The organism is Thioalkalivibrio paradoxus ARh 1, from assembly GCF_000227685.2.
Taxonomy (GTDB): Bacteria; Pseudomonadota; Gammaproteobacteria; order Ectothiorhodospirales; family Ectothiorhodospiraceae; genus Thioalkalivibrio; species Thioalkalivibrio paradoxus.
Genome location: NZ_CP007029.1, coordinates 102,047 through 117,914 on the forward strand (window position 1 = coordinate 102,047; position 15,868 = coordinate 117,914).

Genomic DNA, 15,868 nt, shown 5'->3' on the forward strand with positions numbered 1-15,868 from the left:
GCATCGTGTTCGAAGCCGCGGAACTCGGGCGCACGCTCGACAGGAACGTGTACAAGGAGATCGTTCCGAGCCTGCGGACCGGGCTTCTGAACCTCCAGCAGGATCTGCGCGAATGCGATTTCCCGGTGATCCTGCTCATCTCGGGTGCCGACGGGGCCGGCAAGAGCGAGACCGTCAACCTGCTGCACCGCTGGATGGATCCCCGCTGGATCGAGACCGCCGCATTCGACGAACCGTCCGACGAGGACCGCGAACGCCCGGCGTTCTGGCGCTTCTGGCGGGCATTGCCGGCGAAAGGCCGGATCGGCGTGCTGTTCGGTTCCTGGTACAGCCATCCGATCGCCGAGCGGGTCGCCGATCGCGTCGACGATGACGGGCTCGACGTGATGCTCAAGCGCATCAACACCTTCGAAAAGATGCTGGTCGACGACGGCGCACTGCTGATCAAGCTCTGGTTCCACCTGGGCAAGGAGATGCAGGTCAAGCGCATCCGCACGCTGCGCAAGAACCCGAAGACCCGATGGCGCGTCAGCGAGCGGGATCTGGCCGCGCTGAAGTCCTACGACCGGTTTCGGGCGGTGGCCGAGCAGGCCCTGCGCCTGACCAGCACCGGCGAAGCGCCCTGGATGATCATCGAGGGTTTCGACGAGCGCCACCGCAATGTGACCACCGGCAATCACATTCTCGAAGTGGTGCGCAGGCGGATGGAGCTCGACCCGAAGACGCTGCGCGGTACCACCACGGCCTGGAAGCGACCGCGCGAGGGCGACAAGACGATCCTGGATTTTCTCGACCTTGGCCTGAGCCTCGACAAGAAGGCGTACCGCAAGCAGCTGGCCGATTATCAGGGGCGACTGAACGTGCTGTCCCGCAAGGCCCGCGAACGCAAGGTCAGCACTATCGTGGTGCTCGAGGGCTGGGACGCGGCCGGGAAGGGCGGCATCATCCGCCGGGTCACCCGGGCCATCGATGCCCGCAGCTACCGCGTGATCCCCGTCGCCGCGCCGACCGACGAGGAGCGGGCGCATCATTATCTCTGGCGATTCTGGCGCCATATCCCCCGGGCCGGGCGCTTCACGATCTACGATCGCTCCTGGTACGGGCGCGTGCTGGTGGAACGGGTCGAAGGCTATGCGGCCGACGACGAATGGATCCGCGCGTACCGGGAGATCAACGAATTCGAGGAGGAGCTGACCGATCACGGGATCGTGCTGGTGAAGTTCTGGGTGCACATCGACAAGGACGAGCAGCTGCTGCGCTTCAAGGCCCGCGAGCAGACCAGCTTCAAGCAGCACAAGATCACCGAGGAGGACTACCGCAACCGCGAGAAATGGGACGACTACGCGCACGCGGTCAACGACATGGTCGAACGCACCAGCACCGGATTCGCGCCCTGGAACCTGATCGAGGGCAACGACAAGCGCTGGGCCCGGGTCCGCGCGCTGCAAATCCTCTGCGAGCGCCTCGAGCAGGCGTTGTAGGCCGGAAGGACGCGAGGGCGAAGGCGAGCGCTTGGGCGTCGCCTTCGCCGACATGGCGGATGACGGCCTTCGGCCTTTTCCGCCCTACGCGAGTTCGGCAGGTTGTGCCGGCAGGCACAACGCGCTCGATCGCGGGTGCCGAGGGTGAGTCGGCGCCGGGGAATGGTTGTGCCTCGCGGCACAACCTGCGGGCCTTTGACGCTATGAAAGGTGAAGCGCAGCGAGGGCGAGGACGGCGAGCAGCAGCGCAAACAGCAGCGAGGCGTCGCGGCGCCAGAGGTGCTCGGTGAACCGGCCGACGCGGTGGTCGGCGCGCTGGTAGCCCGCGAGTACGACCGCCTGCAGGTGGCGCAGCAGGCGCTGGATCGCGGGGCCGGTCACGCCGACTGCGCGCCCCGCGCGCACCGCGAGCCCGGGCAGCGGCGTCAGCAGCGCCAGCACGTCGGCCGGAGGAATCGGCCAGGGCCGGAGCAGCCGCCAGGCGATGACCGCGAGCACCCCGCCTGCCGCGACCGGCCACGCGATGCCGAGCAGATCCTTTACAGCGAACGGCCAGGAGCCGTGCACACCCCACAGCGGCAGCACCAGGACGCCGAACAGGCTGGCGGCGGTAACCAGCGCCCAGCCATGCCAAGCGCCTGGTGGCGCATCGTACCGGCCGGCGTCGAGTCGTAACCGCCACAGGTGGCGCGCCATCAGCGCGGTGGTGCCGACTGCGGCCAGCGCCAGCAGCAGCGGCAGGTGCTGCCAGGCGTCCGGCGCCGTTTCGGCTGCCGCGAGTGCGTCCTTCAGGCTGCCTTTCGCGATCAGGCCGCTGGGCAGCACGCCAACGAGCGCCAGCGCCGGGATGCCCAGACCGATCCACAGCCAGGGCCCGGGCCGCCGGGTGCGATGGCGCACCACGTCGGTGCCCAGGAACAGCGCGGCCTTGGCCAGCGCGTGGTGAAATGCGTAGATCGTGATTGCGGTCGCCAGCAGCGGCCCCAGGTCCGGGAAGCTCATCCAGGCGCCGATCGCGATCGAGATCAGGCCCATCTGGCTGATGCTGGAATAGGCGAGAACGATCCGCGGCTGTTTCTGGTGGACCCCGACCAGTGCGCCGAAGAACGCGGCGAACAGGCCGGTCAGCATCATCGCCTCGCCCCAGCCGGGAAACAGATCGGCTCCCAGCGGCAAGGTGACCAGCCAGCCGAGCAGCCCCGCCTTGATCATCGCGCCGGCCAGCGCCGCCGCCACCGGTACCGGCGCAGCGCCGTAGGCCAGCGGCAGGCTGAAGTGCAGTAGCGGCAGTCCGGCCTTCACACCGAAACCGAGCCAGAGGCAGGCGATGATCAGGTTGCGTTCGGGGGCGCCGGCGATTGCCTGGGGCAGTTCGCCCAGCATCGGCAGCAGCGGTGCCGCGGTCGCGCGGGCGGCCAGGATCAGGCCGGCCAGGATCAGCGCCTCGCCGAGCACGGCCAGCACCAGGTAGACGCGCCCGGCGCGGCGCGCGCGCTCACTGCCGTCGTGCACGATCAACCCGTAGGCGGCGAAGGTCATCAGCGCGAAGCCGGTGTAGAACAGCGCGACGTCGAGCGCGACGATCAGGGCGATGTTCCCGGCCAGCGTGAACAGCCAGAACACGCAGAAGCGCTCGCAATGGCTGTCCTGCTCCAGGTGCCTGCGGCCATGGATCCCGGCGGCAAGCCAGATCAGCGCGGTGAAGAACAGGAACACCTGCGAGGTCGGCGTCAGCCCGACGAAGCCGCCGAACAGCAGCCAGCTCAGTTCGACGGTGTCACCCGGGCGCCCGACCAGCGCCAGCAGCAATGCGGGAAGCGGCGCCCAGGGCGTGAGCCGGCCGATGCCTGCGCGCAGGCGCGGGATGCTCCATAGCACCCCCAGCAGCAGCGGCACCCCAGGGGCCAGGACCAGCAACGCTGCGTTGAGTGACGCGCTCACAGCGGGGGTTTCCGGTGTGCGGTGGATTTCGCCCGTTTAGCCGGGACGCACGCTGGCATCAACGTGGCGATCATTCCCAGCCCTCGGGTCGGCCGGGCTCGGGGCGAACCGTCACGGCGCGGGGGCGGCCAACCCCGACCATGAAACATGCGTAGGGCGGAAGAGGCCGAAGGCCGTCATCCGCCAGCCGGCGCCGGGGTTGCCGCAGGCGCCGGGGAGGCGCGAACGCCGAGCGGCGGATGACGCTGCGCTCTTCCGCCCTACGGGTCGCCCGGGGCACGAGACAGGCCGTGACTTTCACGCACAGTCTCATGGCGATGCTCCGGCGCAGCCAGCGGCATCGTGTCGGCCTCGCGGCGAAGGGCGCCGGCGCGAGCTTCGGGAACAGGCCGGCCCGGGGAGCGTTCATTGCAGGTACTCGCGGCTGACGATCAGGTCGGCCCAGTACAGCGGGCTGAACGGCATTCCCGCGAATAGCCCAGCGATCAGCGCGAAGCCCGCGGTCGCGAGCGTCGGGATCAGCAGCCAGAGCGTCGTCTCGTGGCGCCCGAGCGCCTTCTCCTCGCACCACGGCTTGTCACGCGTGCGGAACCAGATGCGGTACAGGATCGGCAGGAAGTAGGCCGCGTTCAGCAGGCTGCTCAGGATCAGCACCGCGAGCACCCAGTTCATGTTCGCCTGCAGCGCGCCCATGCCCAGGTACCACTTGCTGATGAAGCCCGCCATCGGCGGGATGCCGATCATGCCGAAGGCGCCGAGTGTGAACGCGACGCTGGTCGCCGGCATCCGCTGGCCGGCGCCGTCGAGCTCGCTGATCTTGTGCACGCCCAGCGTTTCGGCGTAATTCCCGGCGCAGAAGAACAATGTGATCTTCATCAGGCCCTGGTGCAGCAGATGCACCAGTCCGCCGAGCGTGCCCACCGGCCCGAACAGCGTGATGCCGAGCACGATGTACGACACCTGGCTGACCGTCGAAAACGCCAGCCGCTTCTTCAGGTCGTCCTGCGCCAGCGCTCGGAACGAGCCGTACAGGATCGTGATCGCCGCGGCCACCGCGAGTGGCCCGAGCAGTCCGAGCGAGAACGCGAACTCGATTCCGTAGACGTCGTAGACCACCCGCGCGATGCCGAAGGCGCCCGCCTTGACCACCGCAACCGCATGCAGCAGCGCGCTGACCGGGGCTGGCGCGACCATTGCCATCGGCAGCCAGGCGTGCAACGGGACCAATGCCGCTTTCACGCCCAGGCCGATCACCATCATCAGAAAGATGCCGATCAGCAGCGGGTGCAGCGACGGATCCAGCCCGGACAGCACGCCTCCGGGCACGAACTCGGTGTCGCCGACGAGCACGTGCAATGCCACGACCCCGAACAGCAGCAGTGCGCCGCCACCGAGCGTGTAGTACAGGTAGATCTGCCCGGCGCGCAGCGATTCGCGCGTGCCCCGGTGGACCACCAGCGGGTAGGTCGACAGCGTCAGCAGTTCGTAGAACAGCAGGAAGGTGAACAGGTTGCCGGCCAGCGCGATGCCGACGGTGCTGGCCACGCAGAGGCTGAAGAAGCCGAAGAAGCGGCTGCGGTTCGGGGCATCCTCGAGATAGCCGATCGCGTAGATGGTGGTGAACAGCCACAGCAGCGACGACAGGCCGACGAACATCATCCCCAGCGCGTCGGCGCGCAGGATGAAGTCGACGCCGTCGATGATCGTGAACCGCAGTTCGTATTCGATGTTCTGGTAGACGCCCCAGATGATCCAGACGACCAGCAGCAGTTTCAGCACCGCGGCGGCGAGGTTGAACACGCTGCGCAGCGTGTGCCGCCACTCGGCGAGCAGGAAGATCACCGCCGACGCCACCAGCGACGTCGCGAGCACCCCGAACAGGATCAGCGCGTTCCAGTCCATCAGCCGGTACCCAGCAGTGCGCCGGCCCGCAGCCAGTGCAGCGGCAGATGCGCGGTCAGACCGATCAGGATCGCGCTGGCCGCCAGGATCATCGCGGCGACGTCCATCGTCAGCGGCGGCGGGACCGAGCGGTCGATCTGCGGCCCTTCACGGAACGACATGCGGAACACCTTGAAGATGTAGGCCGCGCTCAGCAGTCCACCGAGGAACAGCACGATCAGCCACCACCACTGGCCGCTGAGGATCGCGCTGTGCAGCAGCAGCCACTTGCCGGTGAAGCCGCCGCTGGGCGGCAGGCCCATCAGGCTGACGCCGGCCAGCCCGAAGCTGAACAGCGACAGCGGCCGGAAGCGGCTGATCCCGACCAGGTGGCCGATCTGCGCACTGCCCACTGCGAGGATCAGGTTGCCGGCACTGAGGAACAGCGCGGCCTTGGCCAGCGCGTGCGCGATCAGCATCATCAAGGTGCCGTCCCAGGCCAGCCGAGCCGCCTCGGGGCCGGTGCCGGTGACCAGCGGGAAGAACAGGAACAGGTAGCCGATCTGGGCCACGGTCGAGTAGGCGACGAGTTGCTTGAGCTGGTGCTGGCGCCAGGCCATCCAGCCGCCGTAGAACACCGCGCCGGCGCCGAGTACCCCGAGCAGCTGGGCGGTGAACAGCGGCGTGACCTCGGGTCCGAGCACCAGCCACAGGCGTAGCAGGATGTAGAACGAGCCCTTGACCACCAGCGCCGAGAGCAGCGCACTGACCGGGGTCAGCGCGCCCCCGTGCGCGGGCGGCAGCCAGGCGTGTAGCGGAAACAGCGCGGTCTTCAGCAGCAGGCCGAGGATGATCAGCGCCAGCGCGACCTGGGTGGTGGGATTGTCGGCGGCCGCCTGTTGCAGCCCGGCCATCGAAAGCGTGCCGTAGGCGCCGTAGAGCAACGCGACGCCGAGCAGATAGGCCAGCGAACCGAGCAGTGCCGCGAGCAGGTAGCGCATCGCGGCCGCGAGTGCCTGCGGAGTGGCCCGCAACGCGACCATCCCGACCGCGGCGAGTCCCATCACCTCCAGCCCGACGTAGAGGTTGAAGATGTCCTCGGCCAGCCAGATGCCGTTCATCCCGGCCCACAGGAACCAGAACAGCGGCCAGAAGAAGCTTGCGGAGGCCGGATAGTCGCGCAGGTAGGACCGTGCATAAACCGCGCAGAGGACCGCGATCAGCGTCGTCATCACGACCATGCCCGCGGCGAGCCCGTCGAGGTTCAGGTTGATCCCGAGCGGAGCAGGCCAGTCGCCGAGCCGGTAGACCCCGGGACCCGACCACACGAGATCCAGGAAAACTGCGCCGGTCACGACCACAAGCAGCGGCAGCCCGGCCAGCGACAGCCGCGGTCGCCACGCCGGTGTCGCCAGCACGGTCAGGATGCCGAGCGCCAGCGGCAGCGCGAACAGCAGCGGCACGGACCACAGCCCGATCACGTGTCCTCCGGCAGGTCGGTGCGCCCGCTGGCCCGGTACCAGCGCCGGAACACGACCAGCGCCAGCGCGGTCGACGCGACCGCGACCACGATGCCGGTGATCACCATCGCGTGCGGTACCGGGTCGACGCCGCGGCCGTCCTGGGCCAGGCCGACCAGCACCAGGAAGCTGCCGCTGCCCATGATGTTGAACGCCAGCAGCCGCCGCAGCAGGTGCCGGTGCATGATGAAGCCGAACAGCCCGAGCCCGAACAGCAGCACACCGGACCAGGCGAACGCCAGCGCTCCGCTCACGGTCGCGCCTCCCGGTCGCTGCGCGCGTCGTCGGGGTCGTCGGCGTACGGCGGGGTCAGCCGGAACAGGCTGATCAGGGTCAGGCCGATCGACAGCGTCAGCGTGAGTTCGATCGTCAGGATCAGCGTGCCCGCATATTCGGGCGGGTACGCTAGGAACGGCACGCCCGGGGCCATCACCAGCACGCCGATGCCCAGGAAGGTGAGCAGCCCCAGCGCCAGTCCGGTGCGCATCAGCGCGGCGTTGTCCAGCCAGGCGGTGGTCACGCCCGCCAGACGCAGCAGCACGCCGGCGGCGGCGAGCACCGAGCCGGCCTGGAACGCGCCTCCCGGCTGGTAGGAGCCGGCCCAGAGCAGGAAGCCGGCGACCACCAGGATCAGCGGCAGCAGCCAGGCCATCACCGCGCGCAGCAGCGGGTTTTCCAGACCCATCGCTTCGGGGCGGTCCGGCTGCGCTTCGCGCAGCGCCAGGGCGACGACCACCGCCAGCAGCAGCACCGCGATCTCGAGCAGCGTGTCGTAGCTGCGGAAGTTCAGCAGCACCGCGGTGACGGCATGTTCGACCCCGCTGTCGGGCATTGCCCCGGCGACGCGTTCGGGGAGATTCTCGGCCGGCTGCGGGCGCTCGAGCACTGCCCAGCCCAGGGCCAGCGTGACCCCGAGGCACAGCAGCCCCGCCAGCCCCGCGCGCAGGCTCACGACCGTTCGTCCGTCGGGTCGGCGCGGCTGCCGAACGGGCGGCGCAGATAGCCCAGCGTATCGAGCAGCAGCACCCCGGTCAGGCCGGCGCCGATCGCGGCCTCGGCCAGCGCGATGTCGGGCGCCTGCAGGCGCACCCAGGCCAGTGCCATCAGCAGCCCGAACACGATGAACATGATCACGCCGCGGAACAGGTCGCGCGCGGTCAGCGACAACGCAGCGGTGGCGACCAGCGTGATTCCGAGCAACAGATCGAGCCAGGGCATCAGGCGTCCTCCCGGTGTTGTGCCTTCCACGGCCGAACGCCGCGCCGGCGTGCCGCGCGCGCCACAAGGTAGCCGGCGGTGGCGCTGGCGACCAGCGCCAGGCCCCAGATCAGCAGCAGCTTGAGTGCCACCGGCAGCGAGTCCGCGCCCAGCAGCAGCCCGAACACGATCAGGCCGAGGCCGAGGTTGTCGGCCTTCGTGAGCGCATGCACGCGCGTGTAGACGTCGGGAAAGCGCAGGATGCCGACGGTGCCGACCAGGAAGAAACCCACGCCCGCGATCAGCAGGATCGCCCGCAGCAGTTCGACCAGGATCATCGCCGATCCTCCGGGTCGTGTTCCGAGCCCTTGCGCCAGACACGGGCGACGAAGGCCAGCACGGCCATCACGGCCAGCAGCGCCAGGACCAGCGCGACGTCGCGCAGCGCAGGGTCGTCCTGCAGTTCAGCGAGCACCAGCAGCAGTCCGACGCCGGTGGTGCCGAAGAGCTGCGCGGCGAGCATGCGGTCGGCGATCGTCGGGCCGCGCCAGATGCGCACCAGCCCCAGCACCAGCGTCAGCAGCAGCAGGATGGCAACCGTTTCCAGCAGCCAGGTCATCGCGGATCCAGGCGTTCCAGTGTGTCCAAGCCGAGGCCGTACAGGCGCGCGATCTGGCATTCGGTCTCGCGCACGCTGCCGGCGACATCGAGCCGGGAATCGAGACAGTGGACCTCCAGCACGCGCTGCTGATGCAGACGCACGCTGAGCGTTCCAGGCAACAGGCTGATGGTGAGCATCAGCCACCAGGTCGGTGCGCCCGCGGGCAGCGCCAGCGGCAAGTGCAGGATCTCGGGCTGCAACGGAAGCTTCGGGTCCAGGGTCCGGCGGGCGACATCCCAGCCGGCAAGCAGCGACTGCCACAGGAAGAATGCCGCGAAACCGGGGAAACGCAGCACCCGCATCCGGTATCTCGCGGGCGGGGTGAGCCAGAGGCTCAGAGCGGCGGCGGCGAGCGCCAGCGGGACGCCGAACCACCAGTCGCTGCCGCTGCCTGTCAGGATCCACCAGATCGCCAGCAGGAGGCCGACGCGCAACAGGAAGGCGTTGATCCGGCTGAGGCGGCCCACCCCTTGGCTGTGCTCGGCCATTGCGCTCCATCGTCCCCTGGGTACGCGCGCATTATCCACCAACAGCGAACCCCGTGCAGCCCGGCCGGGGCGTCGGGCATGCCCGCCGTGGCGTTTCCTTGTGCCGGCCACCTGCCCGCCGCCGGGCCGCTTGTGGATAATGCTCCGGACACCGGTCCCATCGTCTCCGCTGTCGAGAACCCCATCCCTCCAGGAGTGCATCATGCGTACTGCGATCATCGGCGCCGGCATCAGCGGCCTGACCACGGCCTTCTACCTCCTTCGGCAGCGGCCGGACCGGGAGGTCCATGTGTTCGATGCGGCAGCGATCCCGGGCGGAACGATGCGCACGGTCACGCTGGACGGGTTTCACTTCGAGGCCGGCGGCAACGGCTTTCTGACCAACAAGCCCGACAGCATGCAACTGGCCAGCGACGCCGGGGCGCAGGATCTGCTGATGCCGAGTTCCGACCTGGCCCGCAAGCGCTACATCTTCACCGATCGGCTGCACCGGCTGCCGGAATCCCCGGGGCTGTTCCTGCGCTCGAAACTGATCGGATTCGGCGCCAAGCTCCGCGTGGCCGGCGAGATCTTCGTGCCGCCCCGGCGCCGCGGCGGCGAGGAGACCCTGCAGGAATTCGGCTATCGGCGCGTGGGCAAGGGCTTCACCGACGTGTTCCTGGATGCGATGACCGCCGGCATCTACGCGACCACCCCGGATCGCGTTTCGGTCAACGCGGCCTTCCCGCTGGTCGTGCGCCTCGAACAGGAACACGGTGGACTGTTCCGCGGCATGCTGGCGCGGCGCAAGAAGCAGGCCGGCCCCGGGGGAATCCTGATGAGCTTCAAGGGCGGGGTCGGGACGTTCGTCGAGCACCTGCGGTCGCAGACTCCAGCGCAGTGGCACCTCGGCGTGCCGGTGACCGAGGTCGTGCGCGCGACCTCCGGCTATCGGGTGCGTGCCGGCGACTTCGAGGAAGGCTTCGACCAGGTCGTGGTGAGCACTCCGTCGCACGTGGCTGCCGCGGTTCTGCGGCGGCTGGATCCCGATCTTTCCGCCGGCCTCGCCGCGATCGAGTATTCGCCGGTGGCGGTCGTCGGTTTCGGCTGGAAGGAGCTCGGCCACCCGCTCGACGGATTCGGCCTGTTGACGACCACCCGAGCGGGACTGCCAGTGCTTGGAGTGCTCTGGGACAGCAGCATCTTCCCGGACCGTGCCCCCGACGGGGCCAAGAGCGTGCGCGTGATGATCGGCGGCCAGCGCAATCCGGAACTGGTGGACCAGGACGACGCGGGTCTGATCGCGACCGCGCGGGACGGGCTGCGCCTGACGATGGGCGTTGACCGTGAGCCGGACGTGACCTTCGTGCAGCGCTGGACCCGCGGCATCCCCTCCTACCGGATCGGCCACATCGCGGCGGTGGACGCGCTGTTCCAGCAGCTCGACCGCTATCCCGGGCTGCATCTGGGCGGCAACGCCTACCGCGGGATCGCGATGAACGACTGCGTACGCAATGGCCGCGAACTCGCCGAGCGTCTCGCTGCTGCCGAATAGGTGGCCCACGAGCGAGGCTTCGACCCTCTCCCGCCTGCGGGAGAGGGGGATGCGGATCGCGCCGAGTCAGCGCTGGCAGGTGGGGCAGTAGCTGCTCGCGCGGTTGCCGATGCGGCGGCTGCGGATCGGGGTCCCGCAGGAAACGCAGGGCAGGCCTTCGCGGCCGTACACGCGCAGGCGTTGCCGGAAGTAGCCGTGGGTCCCGTCCTCGCGCACGAAATCCCGCAATGTCGTGCCGCCCTCTGCGATGGCCTCGGCGAGCACGGTGCGAATGCTGGTGGCGAGCGCGCGGCAGTGGGCTCGGGATAGCCGACCTGCCGCCCGCCCCGGACGGATGCCGGCGAGAAACAATGCCTCGCTGGCGTAGATGTTGCCCACGCCGACGACCACCTGCTGGTCCATGATGAAGGCTTTCACCGGCGCGCGGCGCCCGCGGCTCAAGCAATGGAGGTAGTCGCCATCGAACTCATCGCCGAGCGGTTCCGGACCCAGCCCCGCAAGAAGCGGGTGGTGTTGCGGCGGATCCGGTAGCGGCAGGCAGCAGCCGAAGCGGCGAGGGTCGTGCAGCCGGACCTCGAAGCCATCGTCAAGCCGGAAGATCAGGTGGTCGTGCGGCCGTAGCGGCGTATCGGCCGCACAGCGGCGCAGGCTTCCGGACATGCCGAGGTGCAGCAGCACGCCGGGGCCGTCGGTTCCGAGCAGGAGGTATTTCGCGCGCCGGTCGAGCCTCCGCACCTGCCCCCCCGAAAGCAGCTTCGCAAGGTCTGGCGGCACCGGCCAGCGCAACCGCGGCTCCCGCACGATCAGTTGCTGGATCCGGCGTCCCTGCAGGTGGGGTTCGAGGCCGCTGCGGGTCGTCTCGACCTCAGGGAGTTCGGGCATGGACGCCTTCGATCTCGACCAGCAATTCCCGACGGCAGACGTCGCCCTGCACCCATTGCAGCTGCGGGAGCCGCGGGTAGTGTTCGGCAAGCACGCGTGCTACCGCGGGCCGGTCTTCCGGGCGCCGCAGGTACACGCGCAGCCAGGCCGGGGGCGGGATGTCGGAACCGGCTGCGGCATGCAGCGCATCGAGGTTCGCGAGAATCTCCCGGGCCTGGGCCGGGCAGTCGCCGGCATGGCGGCTTTCGTGGCCGGTAATGCTTGCGGTGCCGGACAGCAATAGCTGCGGGCCGTCGGCAGTTTCGATCCGGGTCGCGCGGGCGAACGCCGGACTCTCCGGGCTGTATTGCTCGGGATAGTGGTAGGCGCTGACCTGACGCGGGTTTTCCACGGCCACGCCGGGTTCGCGCGCAGCGATCAGATAGACGAACAGGCCCGGTGCGCCGGTGCCGATCGCGGTCGCCGCGGGCATGTGTTTTTCGGCGATCTCGAGTTCCGCGAGCGAGCGCGCACGGCCGATGCAGAACGACTGGTAGCGTTCCAGCCCGCGTTCGTCGCCGTGGATCCGGCTGAAGAAATTCCAGATTCGGACAGCGTGCGGGAAGCCGCGCTCACGGATCGCCCGGAACAGGTCCCGGTAGGCGTCCCGAGTGTTGGCCTCCAGCGGGTCGTCGGGCCGGTGCCAGGCTGCGAACAGTACCCGGTCGTGTTCGACCAGGTGAATCGCGCCGGTGTGCGCTGCGCGGCCGGGACCGTGCGCGCTCCATTCCTCGATCCTGGTGTCCCCGGCGAGGGAATGCAGCCCTGGCGAGATCGTCAGGCAGTGGCTCGCAAGCAGGACACCGGGCGGATGGTCGGTGCGCAGGTGCAGGCAGGCGTTCTGTGCGGCCTCGGCGGCAACGGCGACGTCCGTGTCCAGCAGGCGGCTCCTCAACGGTAGTTTCATGGTTAAATCCCGGGAGTCACGGCCGGCGCGGGAAAGCCAGGGGGCGTTTCATCCCTGTCCAGGCAAGCCTGTCGTTCATATCGTTGCGCCAAATTGGTTTACGCCGGCCAGCGGGCTTGCGGTGGGCCGAAGCGCCAATGCATGTCCTCTCGCGCGGCCTGGGTGTGTATCGGGTCAGCCTTGCGGCTGTCGGCGAAGACCGCAATTATCACCCCGATCCATGCTGTAGCCCAGAGTTGTTGCCTACAGCGTCCGCGATGGCGGTAAGCCGGTTCATGCAACGCTGGGGTTGACTGTCAGCGCGGGCGGCCACCCGCGATGGTGAAAGAGGCGTAGGGCGGAAACGGCCGAAGGCCGTCATCCGCCATTCCCACGCCGGGGTTTGCGCAGATGCGGGGGGCGATCCGAACGCCTGTCATGGCCAGCGGCCACCCCGAGGATGAGCGAGGCGTAGGCGTAGGGCGGAAAAGGCCGAAGGCCGTCATCCGCCAGCTGGCGCCCGGATTGCCGCGGGCGCCTGGGCACTGCGAACGCCGTACGGCGGATGACGCTGCGCTTTTCCGCCCTACGGGTCGCCCGAAACACGAGATAGGCCGTGACTTTCACGCTAACTGGCAGGGGATGCCGGCAGCGGGGGTGCGCGGTTCCGGCGCGGGCCGCTCGCTCGGGGCGAGCACCCGATGCACCCGTACCCCGGTGGCGGGCCCAGCTGCGTCGGCCTGTGCGGCGCGGCCGCGGAGTGCTGCGGAGACGACAAGGCCCGGACTGAGCCGGGCCTTGTCTGCAGGACCGCTGCCAACCCCGCTTACTTGATCTTGCCTTCCTTGTACATCACGTGCTTGCGGACGACGGGATCGAACTTCTTGATCTGCATCTTTTCTGGCATGTTCCGCTTGTTCTTGGTCGTGGTGTAGAAATGTCCGGTGCCGGCACTGGAGATCAGCCGGATCTTGTCACGTACGCCTTTGGCCATGTCGTTGCCCTCCTCAGACCTTTTCGCCGCGCGCGCGCAGTTCGGCCAGCACGGAGTCGATGCCGCGCTTGTCGATCACGCGCATCCCCTTGCTGCTCAGGCGCAGACGCACAAAGCGGTTCTCGCTTTCGACCCAGAAGCGGTGGGTGTGCAGATTCGGCAGAAAGCGCCGACGGGTCTTGTTGTGGGCGTGGGAAACATTGTTCCCCGTGATCGGGCGCTTGCCCGTCACCTGGCAGACTCGGGCCATGATCGGAAACTCCAGGAAAGGGTTCGGCCTTGACGAAAGGCGGTGAACGTTAGCAGATGCGCCCGCGCTGCGCAAGCCGTTCGTCCGGCCGGCGCGGGCGTGGGGAAAAGGCAAGCGCACCATGGCTGGGCTGAAGCATTGGCACGCTCCCACCCCGCTACCGTTCATGACGGAGGGGGTTCGATGACTCCCTGCTTGCGGGGGGTCAGTCGCGTTCCGGGGCGAGGCCCCAGTGCCGGGGCGAGCGCCACAGGCTCGAGAGCAGCAGCTCGCGCATGAAGATGAACTCCTTCGGGAGCTTGTCGTAGAGTTCCGAGAAGAGTTCGTCCTGCGAGTGCACCTCCCGTTTCCAGTCGTCGCGGTCGATCGACATCAGCGCGTGGAACTGCTCGCGGGTAAAGCCCTCGAGCCCGCGCCAGTCGAGATCCTCGTAATGCGGCATTCGGCCGAGCGCGCTCTCGACCGCCGGGCGGTGGCCGTGCACCCGGTCGAGCACCCACTTCAGCACGCGCATGTTCTCGCCGAAGCCGGGCCACAGGAAGCGCCCCTGCTCGTCGCGGCGGAACCAGTTCACGCCGAAGATCTTCGGTGGATGGGCGAGTTCGCGGCCGATCTGCAGCCAGTGGTTGAAATAATCGGCCATGTGGTAGCCGCAGAACGGCAGCATTGCGAAGGGGTCGCGGCGAACCTTGCCCTGCTCGCCGAACGCGGCGGCGGTGGTTTCCGAACCCATCGTCGCGGCCATGTAGACGCCGAAATTCCAGTTGAACGCCTGCAGCACCAGCGGCACCGTGGTGCTGCGCCGCCCGCCGAAGATGAACGCATGGATCGGAACGCCGGCGGGATCCTCCCAGGCTGGATCGATCGACGGGCATTGGGCCGCGGGGGCGGTGAAGCGGGCGTTCGGGTGCGCGGCCGGCCGGCCGCTCGCCGGATCCCAGGGTTCGCCGTGCCAGTCGATCAGGCCCGCAGGCGGGGTGTCGCTCAGCCCTTCCCACCAGATGTCGCCGTCCTCGGTCTGGGCGACGTTGGTGAAGATGGTGTTGCGCCGGATCGTCGCCATCGCGTTCGGGTTGGTGTGCTCGTTGGTGCCGGGCGCGACGCCGAAGAAACCGGCTTCCGGGTTGATCGCGCGCAGCCGTCCGTCCGGCCCGGGTTTGATCCAGGCGATATCGTCGCCCACGGTGGTGATCTTCCAGCCGTCGTCCAGGAAGGGCTTCGGCGGGACCAGCATCGCGAGGTTGGTCTTGCCGCAGGCGCTGGGGAAGGCGGCGGCGATGTAGGTGCGCTGGCCTTCCGGCGATTCGGCGCCGAGGATCAGCATGTGCTCGGCCAGCCAGCCCTCGTTCCGGGCCATGGTCGACGCGATGCGTAGCGCGAAGCACTTTTTCCCCAGCAATGCGTTGCCGCCATAGCCACTGCCGTAGGAGACGATGCTGCGCTCCTCGGGGTAATGCACGATGTATTTCGTGTCCGGGTTGCAGGGCCACGGGACGTCGGCCTGACCGGGTTCCAGCGGCGCGCCGACGCTGTGCAGGCATTTCACGAACGGGCCGTCGCCGAGCACGTCGAGCACCGCGCTGCCCATGCGCGTCATGATGCGCATGTTCACGACCACGTAGGGCGAGTCGGTCAACTCGACGCCGATCTGCGCGATCGGCGAGCCGAGCGGGCCCATGCTGAACGGGATCACGTACATCGTGCGCCCGCGCATGCAGCCCTCGAACAGGCCCTTGAGCGTCTTTTTCATCTCCCGCGGGTGGACCCAGTTGTTGGTCGGGCCGGCGTCCTTCTTGCTGATGCTGCAGACGTAGGTGCGGTCCTCGACCCGCGCAACGTCGCTGGGATCGCTGCGCGCGGCGAAGCAGCCGGGCCATTTTTCCGGATCCAGACGCCGGAACGTGCCGGCCTGCACGAGTTCGTTGGTAAGGTTGTCGTACTCCTCATCGGAGCCGTCGCACCAGTGGATCGTGTCGGGCTCGCATAGGGCCGCGATCTCGTCGATCCAGGCCCGCAATTCGGGGTTCTTCGTGTGCGCTCGGTTCATGGCGTGCCTCGCTAGGGTTGGTTCGGGAACGGCTGTCTAGAGCAGAAACGGCGGCTCCGGGCTGCGG

Annotated in this window: 16 protein-coding genes and 1 pseudogene; 2 read left to right on the forward strand and 15 right to left on the reverse strand. The window is 68.5% G+C overall.

Features of this window, described 5'->3' with window-relative positions; translation table 11 throughout:
* Positions 1 to 5: 5 nt before the first annotated feature.
* Positions 6 to 1,481, forward strand: a complete 1,476-nt coding sequence (pap, locus tag THITH_RS00530) for a polyphosphate:AMP phosphotransferase (protein ID WP_006746480.1) — start codon at positions 6 to 8, stop codon at positions 1,479 to 1,481.
* Positions 1,482 to 1,682: 201 nt separating this feature from the next.
* Here the strand turns inward: pap and THITH_RS00535 are convergent, their stop codons facing one another.
* The 9 genes and pseudogenes from THITH_RS00535 to THITH_RS00575 form a co-directional block, all read right to left on the reverse strand.
* On the reverse strand, positions 1,683 to 3,422 hold the full coding sequence (locus THITH_RS00535) for a complex I subunit 5 family protein (RefSeq protein ID WP_006746479.1): 1,740 nt from the start codon (positions 3,420 to 3,422) through the stop codon (positions 1,683 to 1,685).
* A gap of 70 nt (positions 3,423 to 3,492) precedes the next feature.
* Complete coding sequence (locus THITH_RS18845; RefSeq protein ID WP_006746478.1) at positions 3,493 to 3,735, reverse strand: hypothetical protein; 243 nt, start codon at positions 3,733 to 3,735, stop codon at positions 3,493 to 3,495.
* 92 nt (positions 3,736 to 3,827) lie between these two features.
* Positions 3,828 to 5,324: a proton-conducting transporter transmembrane domain-containing protein gene (locus tag THITH_RS00540; RefSeq protein ID WP_006746477.1), complete on the reverse strand. Its 1,497-nt coding sequence runs from the start codon at positions 5,322 to 5,324 to the stop codon at positions 3,828 to 3,830.
* A complete protein-coding gene (locus tag THITH_RS00545) occupies positions 5,324 to 6,784 on the reverse strand; it encodes a complex I subunit 5 family protein (RefSeq protein ID WP_006746476.1) in 1,461 nt (486 codons plus the stop codon). Before THITH_RS00545 ends, THITH_RS00540 begins: the two co-directional genes overlap by 1 nt.
* Entirely contained in the window at positions 6,781 to 7,077 is a 297-nt protein-coding gene (locus THITH_RS00550) for a Na+/H+ antiporter subunit C (RefSeq protein ID WP_006746475.1), read from the reverse strand. The genes THITH_RS00545 and THITH_RS00550 overlap by 4 nt, the downstream gene beginning before the upstream one ends.
* Positions 7,074 to 8,041, reverse strand: a pseudogene (gene mbhE / locus THITH_RS00555) (hydrogen gas-evolving membrane-bound hydrogenase subunit E). Before mbhE ends, THITH_RS00550 begins: the two are co-directional and overlap by 4 nt.
* A complete protein-coding gene (gene mnhG, locus THITH_RS00565) occupies positions 8,041 to 8,358 on the reverse strand; it encodes a monovalent cation/H(+) antiporter subunit G (protein WP_006746472.1) in 318 nt (105 codons plus the stop codon). Before mnhG ends, mbhE begins: the two are co-directional and overlap by 1 nt.
* On the reverse strand, positions 8,355 to 8,639 hold the full coding sequence (locus THITH_RS00570) for a monovalent cation/H+ antiporter complex subunit F (protein WP_006746471.1): 285 nt from the start codon (positions 8,637 to 8,639) through the stop codon (positions 8,355 to 8,357). The genes mnhG and THITH_RS00570 overlap by 4 nt, the downstream gene beginning before the upstream one ends.
* Complete coding sequence (locus tag THITH_RS00575; protein ID WP_006746470.1) at positions 8,636 to 9,169, reverse strand: Na+/H+ antiporter subunit E; 534 nt, start codon at positions 9,167 to 9,169, stop codon at positions 8,636 to 8,638. Before THITH_RS00575 ends, THITH_RS00570 begins: the two co-directional genes overlap by 4 nt.
* Positions 9,170 to 9,371: 202 nt before the next feature.
* On the opposite strand from THITH_RS00575, the gene hemG reads away from it, so the two are divergent.
* Positions 9,372 to 10,703, forward strand: coding sequence for a protoporphyrinogen oxidase (hemG, locus tag THITH_RS00580; RefSeq protein WP_006746469.1), 1,332 nt, complete (start codon positions 9,372 to 9,374; stop codon positions 10,701 to 10,703).
* Between the two features lie 66 nt (positions 10,704 to 10,769).
* Here the strand turns inward: hemG and mutM are convergent, their stop codons facing one another.
* The 6 genes from mutM to THITH_RS00605 all read right to left on the reverse strand — a co-directional run bounded on the left by mutM (position 10,770) and on the right by THITH_RS00605 (position 15,801).
* Positions 10,770 to 11,585 (reverse strand): bifunctional DNA-formamidopyrimidine glycosylase/DNA-(apurinic or apyrimidinic site) lyase, encoded by an 816-nt coding sequence (gene mutM / locus THITH_RS00585; RefSeq protein ID WP_006746468.1) that lies wholly within the window; start codon positions 11,583 to 11,585, stop codon positions 10,770 to 10,772.
* The gene (locus THITH_RS00590) at positions 11,569 to 12,531 is read right to left on the reverse strand and encodes a chorismate transformation enzyme, FkbO/Hyg5 family (protein ID WP_006746467.1); all 963 of its coding nucleotides are present in this window, start codon (positions 12,529 to 12,531) and stop codon (positions 11,569 to 11,571) included. The genes mutM and THITH_RS00590 overlap by 17 nt, the downstream gene beginning before the upstream one ends.
* Before the next feature lie 357 nt (positions 12,532 to 12,888).
* Positions 12,889 to 13,149 (reverse strand): hypothetical protein, encoded by a 261-nt coding sequence (locus tag THITH_RS18850; protein WP_084222588.1) that lies wholly within the window; start codon positions 13,147 to 13,149, stop codon positions 12,889 to 12,891.
* 187 nt (positions 13,150 to 13,336) lie between these two features.
* Complete coding sequence (gene rpmG / locus THITH_RS00595; RefSeq protein WP_006746465.1) at positions 13,337 to 13,504, reverse strand: 50S ribosomal protein L33; 168 nt, start codon at positions 13,502 to 13,504, stop codon at positions 13,337 to 13,339.
* A 13-nt stretch (positions 13,505 to 13,517) separates the two neighbouring features.
* The gene (gene rpmB / locus THITH_RS00600) at positions 13,518 to 13,754 is read right to left on the reverse strand and encodes a 50S ribosomal protein L28 (protein WP_006746464.1); all 237 of its coding nucleotides are present in this window, start codon (positions 13,752 to 13,754) and stop codon (positions 13,518 to 13,520) included.
* Positions 13,755 to 13,959: 205 nt separating this feature from the next.
* A complete protein-coding gene (locus tag THITH_RS00605) occupies positions 13,960 to 15,801 on the reverse strand; it encodes a phosphoenolpyruvate carboxykinase (GTP) (protein ID WP_006746463.1) in 1,842 nt (613 codons plus the stop codon).
* Positions 15,802 to 15,868 lie beyond the last annotated feature (67 nt).